Raw genomic sequence first — 14,519 nt, 5'->3', positions numbered from 1 at the left:
GAATCTCATTCAAAACTCAAATAAAAATGAAACCAAAACTAATACCCGGAATTCCTGAACAAAAAAATGGCAGTTTTCACGATTCAGAGAGCAGGAAACTTTTTAATGATTCAGAATATACAAACGCTGGCTTTGAAGAATTAAAAAAGAGATTTTTAGATATCAACCAGTGGAAAAACTATTGCAGCGAAAAATCTGCAGAATTCAAACTTTTCGACTCATCAGGAAAACATATTGATCGCTTGCCTATAGAAAGTGATCTGATCAGAATTGATATTCCCGGACCCGGAAATCCAGAATCAAAAGGCTATGAATGGGTAAAAATCAGAGAAATAAGTGATCAACACCTCATCAAAGGAGAAATCGAAAATCTGATTATTGTTTGCAAACCCACCACAATTCCAAACCAGGAAGACAATAGCCACATTGCTCATTTTTATTCCGAGGATTCGACTTCTAATTTTAAAATTTCGAAAGGAGCGAAATATATAAAAATCGGAATCTACGGTAGAAACGAAACGCCAAATTTAAATACCAATTTGGCAGGTAAAGTCAGAAATATAGCAATTGCAATTGGCGGAATGTTCGGAATGTCAAAAACACAATGGAAAATTTTTGCAGATGAAATGCTGAAGTTTTAAAAGTACTCCACTGAAATCTACGAATCATTAAAGAAAACAAATACTTTAATTAACCATTTTCATAAATTTGCTAGATGAGAAATCTAGTTTACATTTTCTTGGGAGGCGGTTTTGGCAGCGTGATGAGATTTTTAATTTCGAATTACACTCAGAAATTATGGAATATCAACGCTTTTCCGATGGGAACTTTTGTTGTAAATATTTCCGGTTGCTTTTTGATTGGTATTCTATCAGCCTATTTTTTGAAAGTTGACAATTCTTTCAAATATCTTCTGATCACAGGAGTCTGCGGAGGTTACACAACTTTTTCAACCTTTTCTGCAGAAAACTTCTCGCTATGGCAAAATGGCAATTACAATATTCTAATTTTATACAGTTTAGTAAGTCTGATTGTGGGAATATTGGTGGTTTCCCTAGGCTTCCAATTGATGAAGAATTAATTTTTCTCTTTGATAACGAAAGCATTAAAACTTTTTCTCAAAAATAATTTGGTCATAAAGCAAAAGCGTTTTATATTTGCACCACTGAAAACGAGAGATCGTAGCAAGTAAGGAGAGATGGCAGAGTGGTCGATTGCGATAGTCTTGAAAACTATTGACTGTAACAGGTCCGGGGGTTCGAATCCCTCTCTCTCCGCAAAGGAGTCAAAAACCCAAAACCTTTAAATCATAGCATTTAAAGGTTTTTTTATGTCCAAGAATTAAGACTTTCCAAATTTTTGTTGTTTTAATTTCAATTTTAAATTGTTATTTTTGAAATCCCACTATCATTGTGAATCCAAACTTTATGAAAAAAATTATTCTGATCGAAGATGAATCAAGCGTTGTTTCCTTTATTAAGAAGGGTCTTCAGGAATTGGATTACGAAATTTCTGTAGCACTTGACGGAGGTACAGGAATCAAAATGGTAGATAGTAATGATTTTGATATGATCATCCTCGACATTATGCTGCCAGACATCAACGGTCTGGAAGTCTGTAAAGAAATCAGAAAGAAAAATAAAACGGTTCCTATATTGTTCCTGACCGCTCTGGATTCGTCCGAAAACATTGTGATGGGCTTGGAAAGTGGTGGTGATGATTATCTTGTAAAACCTTTTAAATTTATTGAGCTGGTTGCGAGAATCAAGTCACTGCTAAGACGCAGCGGACACAGCAACGGAGCAGATTCTAATGAAGTGGAGAATGACGAAAACATCTATCAATTCGAGGATTTGACTGTCAACGATTATACTAAAAAAGTGTCCCGAAGTGGAACCGAAATTTCACTGACATCAACAGAATACAAGCTACTACTCTACTTTCTAAACAATCCTGAAAAAGTAATTTCGAGAGCCGAAATACTGGAAGCAGTTTGGGGTGTGAATTACGAGTTAGGGACCAATGTAGTGGATGTTTATGTGAATTATCTGAGAAAAAAACTAGACAACCAGGATGATAGTAAGATTATCCATACTGTGATAGGAATGGGTTATGTTCTGAAAAAACCTTAAAAATTATGCTGAAAAGAATCTCTACCAATCAAACCAAGACAATGCTTCTTCTGATGCTTGTTTTCACAGTAGTCATACTGCTTTTCAGTGGGTTGGTTTATTTTTCTATTGTTAATTTTTCTCATCAGAGGTTTTATGAATTACTGAAGATCCGCGCAACTACAATCGTTCAGATCGAGAAGAGCAAACCTCACATTGATAATTCTACCAATCAAATCATTACAAATCTGACCAGGGAAGAGGAATTGCCTATGGAAAAAGATTACGTTTTTGAAATCCCAAAAGATTCCAACTACAAAAAGATTTCTCATCAGATTCATATTCCGGATACATTTTTCAAAAGCATTGTAAAAAAAGGAGAAGCCAACTATAATGACAAAGAGCTCTACTACATTGGACAGAGTTTCCGCTCTCACAACAAGGATTACATTGCGATTGCTTCTGCGAAAAACCATTATGTTGTTTACTATCTGGGATATTTGAAGAGAACGCTGATCACTTGTATGATTCTGGCTCTTTTCTTTTCTATGATTTTTTCTTTTTATCTCTCTAAAACCTTATTCAAACCAATTCTGAAAATCACGAATAAGGTAAAAGAAATAAGTTCAGAAAACCTGCATCTCCGCTTGGAACCTCAGCCAGGAAACACGGAACTAAATGAGTTAGTCGACACCTTCAACGGAATGCTAAATAGAATCGAAACTTCTTTCGAAACACAAAACCATTTGATAGGAAATGTTTCCCACGAATTACGAACGCCATTGACCTCCATTATGGGTGAGGCCGATGTTGCGCTTTCTATGAAAAGGACAGAAGAACATTACCAGGAAACACTTCAGATAATCCTGGAAGAGGCTGAAAAACTGGATAAAAAAATCAAAGCATTGCTGATGATTGCCCAAACTGGATTTGATGGGAAGATCCAAAAAATGGATAAAGTGCGGATGGATCAATTGCTTTGGGACGTAATAGAAACGGCGACTAGAATAAATTCTGACAACAATGTCTTTATGGACATCAGTATGCTGCCGGATAATCCAAAAAAACTGAAAGTGCAAGGAAACGAGCAGCTACTGCATCTTGCTATGGCTAATATTATTAATAACGCTTGTAAATATTCTAATTTTCAACAAGTTAAAGTTTCACTTGGTGCCACGGACACGCACGTTTACATCATTGTAAAAGACAATGGAATCGGGATTCCTGATTCTGAATTCGATAAGATTTATGATCCCTTTTTCAGAGCTTCTAATACAAAAAACTATGAAGGCTACGGGATTGGATTACCGCTGGCAAGAAATATTATCCGAATCCATAATGGTGAATTGATCATTAATTCTAAACAAAATGTTGGCACAACCGTGCAAATCAGTTTTCCAATCTTTGTGACTTATTAATATCTGTTTAAAAAGTTCATAGCAAACTCTTAATCAGAGTTATACAAAGGGAAAATCTGAATAACAATGACAATCTAAATTTTGTGTGGAATTTGCAGCCCGACCTGAGTGGAGCTCATTTTTTGCGAAGTATTGCATTCCTTTGAAACTGAAATTTTCTTGCAAAAAATAGCGGGAACGGAGGGCGGAATAGCTGCCCAAATAATTCGTTTTAGCATTCGGGATGAAATTCTAATCTCATTTTAATCTCTCTAATTACATTTTAATTTGGTTCCAAAGACTTTCTAATTTGGTGGGTATAGTTTTGTAGTATCAAAAAATGACAACTCACAAAATTATAAAGTTATGACCAAAACCATTTTAATAGCGACAGACTTTTCATTGGAATCTTTGGACATCTTGAAAAAAGTGTTGAAAAAGAAAAATGAACAACACGATGAGAACAAATATAATATTCTTTTCGTTGCCGGTTACGATATGGGTGATTCTATCCGAGATCTACTGTTCACAACCAAAGGTACTATCCTAACTAAAATAAGATCTAAGGAATTTTGTGATGCCTACAGCATTATCAACAACAAATATCCCAACCTCATCAACAAAATCACTTGTGACATCTTCACCGGAAGTTTTCAGAGAACCTTCAACAACTACATTGAGGCGGCAAATATAGATGAAGCCTACTTCTCTACTTCAAAAAGTAAAAACCTTGGTAAAAACCAATTTGAAATTACAACTTATCTGAAGAAAAATAAACACGTAGAGGCGCACGAAGTGGTAACAGCAACGTCAGGATTTGTTCCGGAGAAAGGTAGATTGGCAGAAGTCTTCTTGTAGGAAAATGAATTTTCAGAATTTAATTATTAAAAATAAAGTAAAATGTTAAGAAATTATAGTAACAGCAGAACGTTGGGAGACAACATCAGACTGGGGACGCTGACTGCCTTTACGGCGGGGACTATAAACATAGCATCTCTATTGATATTTCTCTCTTTTACATCCAATGTCACAGGTCACTACGCCATCTTTGCGGCAGAAATTAGCCAGGGAAACTGGTCTCAGGTTGCAGTTGTAGGTGGATGGATTTTCCTGTTCTTCTTTGGAGGATTTGTAGCCAATATGAGTGTCATCAATCTTAATAAAAAAAGCAAATATTTTGCGCACTCATTTCCTATTTTTCTGGAGATATTGTGTCTTTTAGCAGTTGGAGTCTACGGTCAGTTTTTTTACGAAAAGACTTTAGGAGAGACAGAGGCTTTGGTTGCATTGATGTTGTTCGCAACAGGTCTTCAAAATGGTTTGACAGCCAGTATCTCAAACTTCTCCGTGAAGACCACTCACCTTACTGGTACGACTACCGATTTGGGAATCTTGGCGTCTATGTTCACACAGAAAAAATTCAGAAAGAATCCTGAATTAATTGCCAGAGCCAAATTACTAATGAGCATTATGGCGGCGTACGTTTTGGGAGCAATATTCTCAGGATTAACTTATTACAGTCTGGAATTTCGTGTATTCTACGTGATCAGCGTCTGTCTATTAGTTGTCATTGGTTATGATTTTTATAAGATCAATCTTCGACATTTCCATACAGAATACAGATATTACAGAATTTTTCACAAGCCAACTTTGATCGCTTTCCTGTATTATAAAATTCACAATAAGGAAGAAAAAAGAACAACAAGCCATTCTAGAAGCAAAGCAAAACTAGCTTTCAGCGAGGATTAAAAAGATTAAAACACAATTTATATATATTAGTTTTTTGTAATAGTTCTTTTCTAAAGAAATACACCGAGGATCTCTCGGTGTATTTTGATTTTATGATATGTGCTATGAATTAATCCTGCTCTACCCAAGTATGGTTTTCACCAGCTAATTCACCAAGATACTTCTCTGCATCCATTGCTGCCATACAACCGCTTCCTGCCGCTGTGATCGCCTGTCTGTAATGGTGATCTTGAACATCGCCTGCTGCGAAAACACCTGGAAGATTGGTTCTTGCAGATTTGCCTTCGGTGATGATATATTCGTTTTCGTCCAAGTCGATTTGTCCTTTGAAGATTCCTGTATTTGGCTTATGACCAATCGCGATGAAAATCCCGTGAACATCGATTGTAGAAACTTCGTCAGTCAAATTATTCACGACTTTCGCTCTTTCTACCAAGAAGTTTTCCCCTTCGATTCCGATGAGTTCGTGGTTGTATTTCACTTCGATGTTTGCTGTGCTTAGGACTCTATCTACCATAACTTTGGAAGCTCGGAAGTGGTCTTTTCTAACCAACAAGGTAACTTTGTTACAGATTTTTGATAGATAAGTTGCTTCTTCCGCCGCCGTATCTCCAGCGCCAACCACTACAACATCTTTTCCTCTGTAGAAAAATCCATCGCAAGTCGCACACGCAGAAACACCGCCGCCAGAATATTTTTTCTCATCTTCCAAGCCAAGATATTTTGCAGCAGCTCCAGTGGAGATTATCACACTTTTGGCAAGAATCTCACGAGAACCTGTACTCAATTTGTGGACGCCCCCTCTTACTTTGGAAAATTCCACTTTGGAAATCATCTCGTAATGAACCTTCGTTTCGAAACGTTCCGCTTGCTTTTGCAAATGCAACATCATTTCCGGACCAGTGATTCCATCTGGATAGCCTGGGAAATTCTCTACTTCTGTAGTCGTCGTCAACTGTCCTCCTGGCTCCAGTCCTGTGAATAATTCCGGTTTCAGACTTGCTCTGGCAGCATAGATCGCTGCTGTAAAACCAGCTGGTCCAGATCCTACAATCACACAATCTAAGATATTGTTTTCCATTTTTATAATTAAATTATTTTATTCTTAAGACTAATTTATGAATCGATTTTTTCCTCGTTTTTAAGTTTTCAAATATAAATCTTTACGCGAAAAAAGCGAACACAAATTTCGGGAATTAATTATTCATAACCTATCTAAACTGTCGATTTGAGAGATACGAATGATGAATAATATTTATTTACTGATGATTGAAAACAAAAGCCAAAATAATCAGCACAATATCAATCCCAACAAGGATCCAAACCAGTTTTAAATCCGGCTCTGCAAAACCTTCTATGAATTGTCTGATTTTGAGAGACAAAATACTGCTCAAATTGGTGTCAGGATTTTTAAAATCAACATCGTCCATTTTGATTTTTTTGAGAACGAACTTGATGATTCTCTTCTGCAATTTTGGTGTCTGCGAATCATTATTGATAGTGTCCAGCAACTTTACTTTCACAACGCTCCATTCTGTGATGTTCTTCAAAAATCCAGGCTGTTTCTGGAGAATCTTGTCGATGTAAAAATCAATTTTAGGTTCTATGAAATCTGCAATCTTATATTTCCAAACATTATAAACAGCAGAAGCAATCGCATTTTTATTGGCTAAAATAATAAAAAGAACAGGTGCCAAAATCCCGACAGTTATAAGCAACGCCGTCCAAAACTCGACCGTAAAAAGTACAAAAAACCCGACAATTGCACCCAAAATTCCACCGTGAGCAGCCGCAGGAAATCCGCCACCGGAATTATCACCAAATAAAATGACTGCAATAATAATATTCACAATCATAATGACTGCGCCTATCAACGCAACTTTAATCCAAGCTAAGGAAGCTTTTCCGCTGATCTTTGCGAACAGCTTGATGTTACCAATTAATTCTTCTTTCATTTGTGTATTTTGTTTTTATTAATGACTTTAAACCTTCACCTTCAACTCATCCACTTTGATGATTTTGTAAACGAGCTCTTTATAAATCTCGTCATCTTCCATTTGTCTCACGCCAACACCTTTGGATTTCAAATCCATTTCGCGAAGAATGGAAATCACTCTTGTCGCGTGCTTCAATGGATAGAACCGCGCCGCTTCCGAGTAATCTTTGATTGCATAAGGATTCACGCCCATTTGAGAAGCAATGTTCTGCGGAGATTGACCCGTCAAAGTATGATAAATGACGATATTCGAAAAGAAATTGTACAACGCGCCGAAAGCCATTTGAACAGGATTCGATTTTTTGTTTTTGCCCATATAATAAGCAATGCTGAAAGCCTTCGCCTGATCTTTCGTAGCCAACGCTTTTTGAAGTTCGAAAATGTTGAAATCCTTGCTGATCCCAATATGTTCCTCGATGATTTTTCCATCGAGAACCGCGCCGTCTTTCAAAACGATTTTCAGTTTGTTGAGTTCATTCGCAATTCTGGAAAGGTCGTTCCCGAGATATTCCGCCAAAAGGTGGCTGATGTTCGGCGCAGATTTGATTCCCATCACACTCATTTCGCCTTGGATCCAAGTTGGAAGTTGGTAATCTTTCATCTTCTCACTCGTGAAAAGCATTCCGGATTTGGCTAATGTTTTCGTGACTTTTTTCCTCGCATCTAATTTCTTAAGCTTGTGAGCAAAAATCAAGATTGTTGACGGAACGGGATTTTCCAGATAAGTTTCCAAGGCTTTGGATTCGTCGTCATTCAGTTTCATATCTTGTGCTTCCTTCACGATGATGAGCTGTTTGTCGCCCATCATTGGATATTGTCTTGCCAATGACAGAATTTCCAGATAATTGGTGTCTCTTCCGTAAGCAACCGTTTGGTTGAAAGCCTTCTCATCTTCCTCCAAAACATCCTGCTCAAAATGCTTGACAGCGAGATCGATATAGAAGGACTCGTCGCCGTGAAGAAAATAAACCGGTAATAGTTCTTTATTTTTAATATTTTTGAGGATAATATCTATTTCTTTCATCTTAACGTATGCAGGTTCCGAAACTTAACTTTGAAAATGACTTTGATCTGCAGATCAAACAAGACAAAGATACATTTTTTATCTATGATTTAGTAAGGAAAATCTGGCTCGTACTGACGCCTGAAGAGTGGGTAAGGCAGCACTGGCTGCATTATTTCAGATTTATAAAAAAGAAAAACTTGTCATCATTAATTCTAGAAAAAAAGCTGGAACTAAACGGTACAACCAAGCGAATCGACCTTCTAGTCACAGAAAAAACGAAACCGAAAATACTGATCGAATGCAAGGCGCCAAACATTCCTTTGAAACAAATTCATTTTGAGCAAATTGCCCGATACAACAGTTTGATTGGTGCGGAACAGATCATTATCAGCAATGGACTTCACCACATTTTTGCTATTTACAAAGATGAAAAGTACCACTTTTTGGATAGAAAAGTCTAAAAATTCTTTCAGTAATTAACTTTAAAAAAGATTATAAATTAAAATCTTTTTTCGGATTGAATAGATAAATCAAGAAAAAGGAAAGCACAGATACTGCCAGAAAATATTGGTAGTAATGAACTGACGATTGAGAACTAATGGTCGTAGAACTAGAACCTGTATTTTTTTGTAATTCGGTTGTCAAATGATTGATGGCTTCCTCAAGATTATTCCCATTAAAATAAGCGCCGCCCGTTGAGGAGGCAATATTGTTCAAGGCCTTTGTCTGTAATTTAGAAACGACTGTTTCACCATACATATCAGATTTGTAACCCATCAATTGTCCGTAATAATATTCTGGAATTGGTGCGCCATCTTCTGTACCCACGCCGATTGTTGTGACTTTGATACCTTGTTTTTTGGCCAGATTAATGGCTTCTTCTTCGTGACCTTCGTTGTCCTCACCATCACTGATCAGTACTACATTCTTTGAACCTTTGCTGATGTTTTTAAATTTTTGAGCTGCCACTTCCATCGCTTTCAGAAAATCGGTTCCCTGGTTTTGCACAACACTAGTCTCAATTCCGGAAAGGTAGGTTTCCGCTGCCGAATAATCACTGGACAAAGGCATCACGGAATACGCATCGCCTGCAAACACTATGATCCCTACCCTATCATTACTCATTTTCTGAAGCGAATTGATGATGATATTTTTGGCCTCGTCCAATCTGCTTGGCTGGATATCCTGTGCATTCATCGAATTAGAAACGTCTAAAACAAAAACTGTATTGCTCACATTCTGAGTCACGCTGATCTCCTCTTTCCCTCCCAACAAATCGATGATAGAAAATATCAAGAAGAGAAATGCGACGAGATATAGTACAGGGAAAATTTTTGCGAACCAAGAAGTCTTCTCAAAAAGTCTGTCCTGAAATCTGTCTTCTGCGAAAACATTTCTTCGCTTGCTTTTCCATCGGATATAATGAATGATAAAATAACCGATGACAGGCAACAGCAGAAGCAATAACAGATAATAATAATTTCCTAAAGACCAATTCATCAGCTTAATTCAAAATTTTAAACACCACCCAACGAAACAATGCATCCAACACCAAAAAACCTAAAGCAACCCAAAGAAAAATCCTAAAATACTCTTCGTAATTATAAAGTTTTGAAGTTTTCACATCTGATCTTTCCAATTGGTTGATCTCATTATAAACGGTTTGAAGACTTGTGTTATCCGTTGCCCGAAAGTACTTTCCGCCTGTCAATTGTGAAATATCCATTAAGGTATTTTCATCTATTTCCGTTTTTTGTTCTGTGAAAACAATGTCTCCGAAAATATTGGTTCCAGTGGGGAAAGCCGCAAATCCATTGCTTCCAATTCCAACCGTATAGACTTTAATCCCGTTGTTCTTAGCTAATTCTGCGGCTATTTGAGGTGGCATTGCATTGATGATTGTATTGACCCCATCGGTCATCAAAATGATGATCTTGCTTTTTGCTTTGCTCTTCTTAAGGTGATTCACCGCAACAGACAAACCTTCGCCAATGGCAGTTCCCTGTTGCAGGTCGTAAGGATTTAAGTGATTCAGCTCATCTACAACCACCTGATGGTCTGTGGTCAACGGAACTTTTGTATAAGCTTCTCCCGAGTAAGCTACCAAACCAATTCTGTCATTTTCTCTTTTATTAACGAAATCGACGGCAATCTTTTTCAACGCTTCCAATCGATCGGGATCCAGATCTTTTGCCAACATACTCAGCGAAACATCCACAGAAAGGATGATGTCAATTCCCTTTGACTCGTCTCTGTCTTGGGAAACCGTGTAAGTTCTTGGTCTTGCCAAAGCGATGATCAAAGCTGACAGAATGAAATATTTTGAGATCTTCAAAAACCACATCACCAAGGAGATATTTCCGCTCGGTCGCATATTCTGAACCGAAGGCACCGCAATCCCACGACTCTTCTTCTTGCCCGCATCCAATATCAACAATGGAATGAACAAAAGAAAAAGTAATAAAAACCAAGGACTGTAAAATTCGAAATTCACGGGTTAATTATAATTGATAAATGATGGTTGATAAATGATTAATATAGCTTATGGGTTTTTGACTCTGAAATTTTCTTGTTCTCCGTTGTTTATACTTCGTAGATTTTCGGCTTCAATGTCTTTTGTGGAACGCTTTACAAACGCTCTGATCTCCGCAAAATCCTTCGTCATAATTTCTTGATTCGGGATTGTTTTCGCAAACTTCACGAGATCGCCACGCAGGAATATATCTTCTACCACTTTTTCATTCTCTGGAGAAATGGCGTTGGTTTGTTTCATATAAACAATCAAATCGTCAGTGAGCAAAACGTCTGCTGGAATCTGATATTGTTTAGTGATGAAGGCTCTGGAAATTTCAATTAATTCAACGTAGAAAGCACGGAAATTCTGGTCTTCGATGTAGTTTTTCTTTTTTAATTTATCCAAATCCTTCAAGGTTTGATTGGTCGTCACTGCTGGACTGTCTTTACGTTTTCTTCCCCATTTGATGATTCCGTAGATCAAAACAATGATCGCTATAATTAATAAAGCCAGAAGAACATAGAACTTGTAGAGATCCCAATAATCTTTGACATTCAGATCCACTTCCTTATTCTTCATAATGTCGTTGATCTGGTCATCTTTTTTCGCAGTATTGATGACTTCGACTTCGTAAGGAATAGTTTTCAAGATTTGGTCTCCAACTCTGATCTCTATTTCCGGAATGGTAAATTTCCCCTCCTGAAAAACGGCGAATTTAATGGATCTTAAATAAACATCTTTCTGAACTGCAATACTGTCATTCACCATTTCAAAATGAAAAGGAAGCATTTCGTTTCTTGGCGCGGCCTGTACTTGTTTTCCATTAAGATCTAGAATTTGAATCTTGAAAATCGCAACTTCTCCCAACGCCAAAGTCGTCTTATCAAGATTGGATGATAAGGTTTGCCCGAAACTAAACGAAGAAATAAATATGAAAAGCGAAAAAAATATTTTGAAAATTCTGTAAGGCATTATTTGACTGTCTTTAATCTTGACTCTTGGTTCTTGTTTTTTACTTTTTAAAATATTGATACAAAAACTTGCTGTAATCATCCGATGTTTTAATATCTAAAAAATGGGCAGATGAATTCTCGAATTCTTCTTTTGTCTGGCGCATTTTTCGTTTTTGTTGTTCGGCAAAATCGTATCGCCATCTAGCGCTGGAAGTGTTTGCCCAAACTTGCTGACCAGTTTCCGCATCACGAAAAAGTGCATAACCAATGTCTGGAATCTCCATATCTTTTTCGTCAAAAACACGAAGTCCCAAAACCTGATGTTTTCTGGCGGTCACATTCAGGATTTTTTGGTCAAATTCATCTTCGAAATCCGAAAACAGAAACACCAAAGATTTTCTTTTGAAAACGCTCATCATATAATTGAAAGCTATATCCAGATTGGATTTTGCAGGAACATAATCGGCAGACAAAATGTTGCTAATGATAGACAAAACGTGTTTTCTACCTTTCTGTGGTGGAACTACTTTCAGAACTTTGTCCGCGTAGAGAATCAATCCGATCTTGTCATTATTCCCAGCGGCCGAAAATCCCAGCGATGCACAAATTTCTGCAACATATTCTCGTTTCAACTGAGTTCTCGTTCCATAATCCATCGAGGCGGAAACGTCCACGACAAGCATCATTGTGAGCTCTCGTTCCTCTTCCATTACTTTTACAAATGGCTCGCGGAAACGTGCGGTTTTGTTCCAGTCCATTCTTCGGGTGTCATCACCAAATTGGTATTGGCGAACCTCAGAAAAAGTCATTCCCTGACCTTTGAATGCACTGTGATATTGCCCCATAAGCGATGCTTCCGTCTTCTTACGAGTCCGGATTTCTATCTGCTTTACTTTTTTGACAATGTCTTTTATTTGCAATTCGAATTATGCTTTTTTGGCGGTCATCGGTTGATAGTTTTCAGACCTCTTAGTTTTTTCAAAAACAATAGGACGACTGACCACTATCAACAGATTAACCAAATTTTAGAACAAGATTTGTCCTGAATATTCTTAATATTTTCTCAAACTCTCAAACCCTCCAACTCATTTACGGCGCTTGAATTTTCGCCAGAATTTTATTCACAATATCATCTTGAGTCACTTCCTCTGCCTCAGCTTCGAAACTTAATCCAATTCTGTGTCTCAAAACATCTTTCGCAATCTCTTTAACATCTTCCGGGATGACGAATGCTCTTCCTTTGATGAATGCATACGCTCTGGAAGCAATGGCCAAGTTGATGCTTGCTCTCGGCGACGCACCAAAACTGATGTAATTTTTGATTTCGGACAAGCCATATCGCTCTGGAAAACGGGTTGCGAAAACCATATCCAGAATATATTTTTCTATTTTTTCGTCGAGGTAAATTTGATTGATGAGTTTCTTGGCTTCAACAATTTGATTCAAATCCACCACTTTTCTGATTTGCGGAATATCCTGCGTCGAAATCATTCGCATCACCTTTCTCTCATCCTCAAATTCGGGATAATCGATTTTGCATTTGAGCATAAAACGGTCGGTTTGCGCTTCTGGCAAAAGATAAGTTCCTTCCTGGTCAATCGGATTTTGAGTGGCTAATACGAGGAAAGGTTTTGGTAAAGGCATTGTTTCATCGCCAATCGTCACTTGTTTTTCCTGCATCACCTCGAGAAGTGCGGACTGAACTTTCGCCGGCGCGCGGTTAATCTCATCTGCCAAAACAAAATTCGCAAAAACAGGTCCTTTTTTGATACTGAAATCATTGTCTTTCACGCTGTAAATCATCGTTCCTACAACATCTGCGGGCAACAAATCCGGCGTGAACTGGATTCTGGAAAATTGTCCGTCAACAGCTTCTGACAAGGTTTTGATGGCCAGGGTTTTTGCTAATCCCGGAACACCTTCCAAGAGAACGTGTCCGTTGCCAAGAAGTCCTATGAGCAAACGGTCTATCATATATTCCTGCCCAATGATGGCGCGGTTGATTTCTTGTTTTAAGATGGAGAAAAAGTAATTTTGTTCTTTAACTTTTTCGGTAAGTTGTCTGATATCTTCTGCTTGATTCAATTCTGACATATCAATTAATAAAAATAATTGGTAAATTTCACATAAAATCCAGCAACAGCAAACATAACAATTGCCAAACTTCCGTTAAATATTTGTTAAAGAGATGGAAGTTGGAAGCCAGATGATGGAAGTTTTGAGCAAACTGATTTACTTTTTGCTAATAAATCTCAATAATTTGTCGTTTATTTATAATTAATATAACTTTGAACTAAATAAATTTCTCTCCGAAAATGAATTATCATTTTGCCAATCATAGACAGGTTCGAAAAAACCTTTTAAATATTCTACAAACGACCTCTGAAAAAGACCTTCTGACAATCCCAGACGGTTTCAACAACAACATCTATTGGAACATCGCGCATTGTGTGGCTCAGCAACAGTTGCTTTGCTATTATCTCAGCGGAAACCAGTTCCGCATCGATAAATATTGGGTGGAAACTTACAAGAAAGGAACGTTCGCAAACGTGGATGTGAAACAATCCGAAATGGAGGATTTGGCTTATCTGCTAATTGAAACTTCAAAAATTTTGATGAAGGATTACGATGATGACTTTTTCTCAGATTACACGCCCTATTCCACCAGTTTTGGGATTGATTTGAAAAATGTGCAAGACGCTATTATCTTTAATAATATGCACGAAAGCATTCATTACGGTTACATTCTTGCGCAGAAAAGAGCTTTGATTGCGGAAGGCTTAAGTTTATAA

16 protein-coding genes and 1 tRNA gene are annotated in these 14,519 nt (G+C 37.4%); 9 read left to right on the top strand and 8 right to left on the bottom strand.

Features of this window, described 5'->3' with window-relative positions:
• Positions 1 to 26: 26 nt before the first annotated feature.
• From PQ459_08810 to PQ459_08780, 7 genes are all read left to right on the top strand, one after another.
• On the top strand, positions 27 to 641 hold the full coding sequence (locus PQ459_08810) for a hypothetical protein (protein WDF48565.1): 615 nt from the start codon (positions 27 to 29) through the stop codon (positions 639 to 641).
• A 74-nt stretch (positions 642 to 715) separates the two neighbouring features.
• Positions 716 to 1,081: a fluoride efflux transporter CrcB gene (gene crcB / locus PQ459_08805; GenBank protein WDF48564.1), complete on the top strand. Its 366-nt coding sequence runs from the start codon at positions 716 to 718 to the stop codon at positions 1,079 to 1,081.
• Positions 1,082 to 1,192: 111 nt separating this feature from the next.
• Positions 1,193 to 1,277, top strand: a tRNA-Ser gene (locus PQ459_08800).
• A 150-nt stretch (positions 1,278 to 1,427) separates the two neighbouring features.
• Entirely contained in the window at positions 1,428 to 2,132 is a 705-nt protein-coding gene (locus PQ459_08795) for a response regulator transcription factor (GenBank protein ID WDF48563.1), read from the top strand.
• 5 nt (positions 2,133 to 2,137) lie between these two features.
• Entirely contained in the window at positions 2,138 to 3,529 is a 1,392-nt protein-coding gene (locus tag PQ459_08790) for a HAMP domain-containing sensor histidine kinase (protein ID WDF48562.1), read from the top strand.
• A gap of 345 nt (positions 3,530 to 3,874) precedes the next feature.
• The gene (locus PQ459_08785) at positions 3,875 to 4,366 is read left to right on the top strand and encodes a hypothetical protein (protein ID WDF48561.1); all 492 of its coding nucleotides are present in this window, start codon (positions 3,875 to 3,877) and stop codon (positions 4,364 to 4,366) included.
• A 42-nt stretch (positions 4,367 to 4,408) separates the two neighbouring features.
• Positions 4,409 to 5,257, top strand: coding sequence for a YoaK family protein (locus PQ459_08780; protein ID WDF48560.1), 849 nt, complete (start codon positions 4,409 to 4,411; stop codon positions 5,255 to 5,257).
• A 109-nt stretch (positions 5,258 to 5,366) separates the two neighbouring features.
• Here the strand turns inward: PQ459_08780 and trxB are convergent, their stop codons facing one another.
• From trxB to holA, 3 genes are all read right to left on the bottom strand, one after another.
• A complete protein-coding gene (trxB, locus tag PQ459_08775) occupies positions 5,367 to 6,338 on the bottom strand; it encodes a thioredoxin-disulfide reductase (protein ID WDF48559.1) in 972 nt (323 codons plus the stop codon).
• Between the two features lie 178 nt (positions 6,339 to 6,516).
• Complete coding sequence (locus PQ459_08770; protein WDF48558.1) at positions 6,517 to 7,212, bottom strand: hypothetical protein; 696 nt, start codon at positions 7,210 to 7,212, stop codon at positions 6,517 to 6,519.
• Positions 7,213 to 7,239: 27 nt separating this feature from the next.
• Positions 7,240 to 8,277 (bottom strand): DNA polymerase III subunit delta, encoded by a 1,038-nt coding sequence (holA, locus tag PQ459_08765; GenBank protein WDF48557.1) that lies wholly within the window; start codon positions 8,275 to 8,277, stop codon positions 7,240 to 7,242.
• 8 nt (positions 8,278 to 8,285) lie between these two features.
• On the opposite strand from holA, the gene PQ459_08760 reads away from it, so the two are divergent.
• Positions 8,286 to 8,720: a type I restriction enzyme HsdR N-terminal domain-containing protein gene (locus PQ459_08760; GenBank protein WDF48556.1), complete on the top strand. Its 435-nt coding sequence runs from the start codon at positions 8,286 to 8,288 to the stop codon at positions 8,718 to 8,720.
• Positions 8,721 to 8,751: 31 nt separating this feature from the next.
• Here the strand turns inward: PQ459_08760 and PQ459_08755 are convergent, their stop codons facing one another.
• From PQ459_08755 to PQ459_08735, 5 genes are all read right to left on the bottom strand, one after another.
• Complete coding sequence (locus tag PQ459_08755; protein WDF48555.1) at positions 8,752 to 9,759, bottom strand: VWA domain-containing protein; 1,008 nt, start codon at positions 9,757 to 9,759, stop codon at positions 8,752 to 8,754.
• Positions 9,760 to 9,763: 4 nt separating this feature from the next.
• Positions 9,764 to 10,753, bottom strand: coding sequence for a VWA domain-containing protein (locus PQ459_08750; GenBank protein ID WDF48554.1), 990 nt, complete (start codon positions 10,751 to 10,753; stop codon positions 9,764 to 9,766).
• 48 nt (positions 10,754 to 10,801) lie between these two features.
• Complete coding sequence (locus PQ459_08745; GenBank protein ID WDF48553.1) at positions 10,802 to 11,746, bottom strand: hypothetical protein; 945 nt, start codon at positions 11,744 to 11,746, stop codon at positions 10,802 to 10,804.
• Positions 11,747 to 11,786: 40 nt separating this feature from the next.
• Positions 11,787 to 12,647, bottom strand: coding sequence for a DUF58 domain-containing protein (locus tag PQ459_08740; GenBank protein WDF48552.1), 861 nt, complete (start codon positions 12,645 to 12,647; stop codon positions 11,787 to 11,789).
• A gap of 169 nt (positions 12,648 to 12,816) precedes the next feature.
• Entirely contained in the window at positions 12,817 to 13,821 is a 1,005-nt protein-coding gene (locus tag PQ459_08735) for a MoxR family ATPase (GenBank protein ID WDF48551.1), read from the bottom strand.
• Between the two features lie 221 nt (positions 13,822 to 14,042).
• Between PQ459_08735 and PQ459_08730 the strand changes: the two genes are divergently transcribed.
• On the top strand, positions 14,043 to 14,519 hold the full coding sequence (locus PQ459_08730) for a DinB family protein (protein ID WDF48550.1): 477 nt from the start codon (positions 14,043 to 14,045) through the stop codon (positions 14,517 to 14,519).

The organism is Chryseobacterium sp. KACC 21268 (genome assembly GCA_028736075.1).
Classification (GTDB): Bacteria; Bacteroidota; Bacteroidia; order Flavobacteriales; family Weeksellaceae; genus Epilithonimonas.
This window is presented reverse-complemented; position numbering and strand designations above follow the sequence as displayed.

Bases quoted from the DNA above. Each gene is read 5' to 3' on its own strand.
- PQ459_08760 (WDF48556.1), top strand. From the start codon at position 8,286: ATGCAGGTTCCGAAACTTAACTTTGAAAATGACTTTGATCTGCAGATC.
- PQ459_08770 (WDF48558.1), bottom strand. From the start codon at position 7,212: ATGAAAGAAGAATTAATTGGTAACATCAAGCTGTTCGCAAAGATCAGC.
- holA (WDF48557.1), bottom strand. From the start codon at position 8,277: ATGAAAGAAATAGATATTATCCTCAAAAATATTAAAAATAAAGAACTA.
- PQ459_08745 (WDF48553.1), bottom strand. From the start codon at position 11,746: ATGCCTTACAGAATTTTCAAAATATTTTTTTCGCTTTTCATATTTATT.
- PQ459_08795 (WDF48563.1), top strand. From the start codon at position 1,428: ATGAAAAAAATTATTCTGATCGAAGATGAATCAAGCGTTGTTTCCTTT.
- PQ459_08810 (WDF48565.1), top strand. From the start codon at position 27: ATGAAACCAAAACTAATACCCGGAATTCCTGAACAAAAAAATGGCAGT.
- PQ459_08780 (WDF48560.1), top strand. From the start codon at position 4,409: ATGTTAAGAAATTATAGTAACAGCAGAACGTTGGGAGACAACATCAGA.
- PQ459_08735 (WDF48551.1), bottom strand. From the start codon at position 13,821: ATGTCAGAATTGAATCAAGCAGAAGATATCAGACAACTTACCGAAAAA.
- PQ459_08730 (WDF48550.1), top strand. From the start codon at position 14,043: ATGAATTATCATTTTGCCAATCATAGACAGGTTCGAAAAAACCTTTTA.
- PQ459_08790 (WDF48562.1), top strand. From the start codon at position 2,138: ATGCTGAAAAGAATCTCTACCAATCAAACCAAGACAATGCTTCTTCTG.
- crcB (WDF48564.1), top strand. From the start codon at position 716: ATGAGAAATCTAGTTTACATTTTCTTGGGAGGCGGTTTTGGCAGCGTG.
- PQ459_08785 (WDF48561.1), top strand. From the start codon at position 3,875: ATGACCAAAACCATTTTAATAGCGACAGACTTTTCATTGGAATCTTTG.
- PQ459_08755 (WDF48555.1), bottom strand. From the start codon at position 9,759: ATGAATTGGTCTTTAGGAAATTATTATTATCTGTTATTGCTTCTGCTG.
- trxB (WDF48559.1), bottom strand. From the start codon at position 6,338: ATGGAAAACAATATCTTAGATTGTGTGATTGTAGGATCTGGACCAGCT.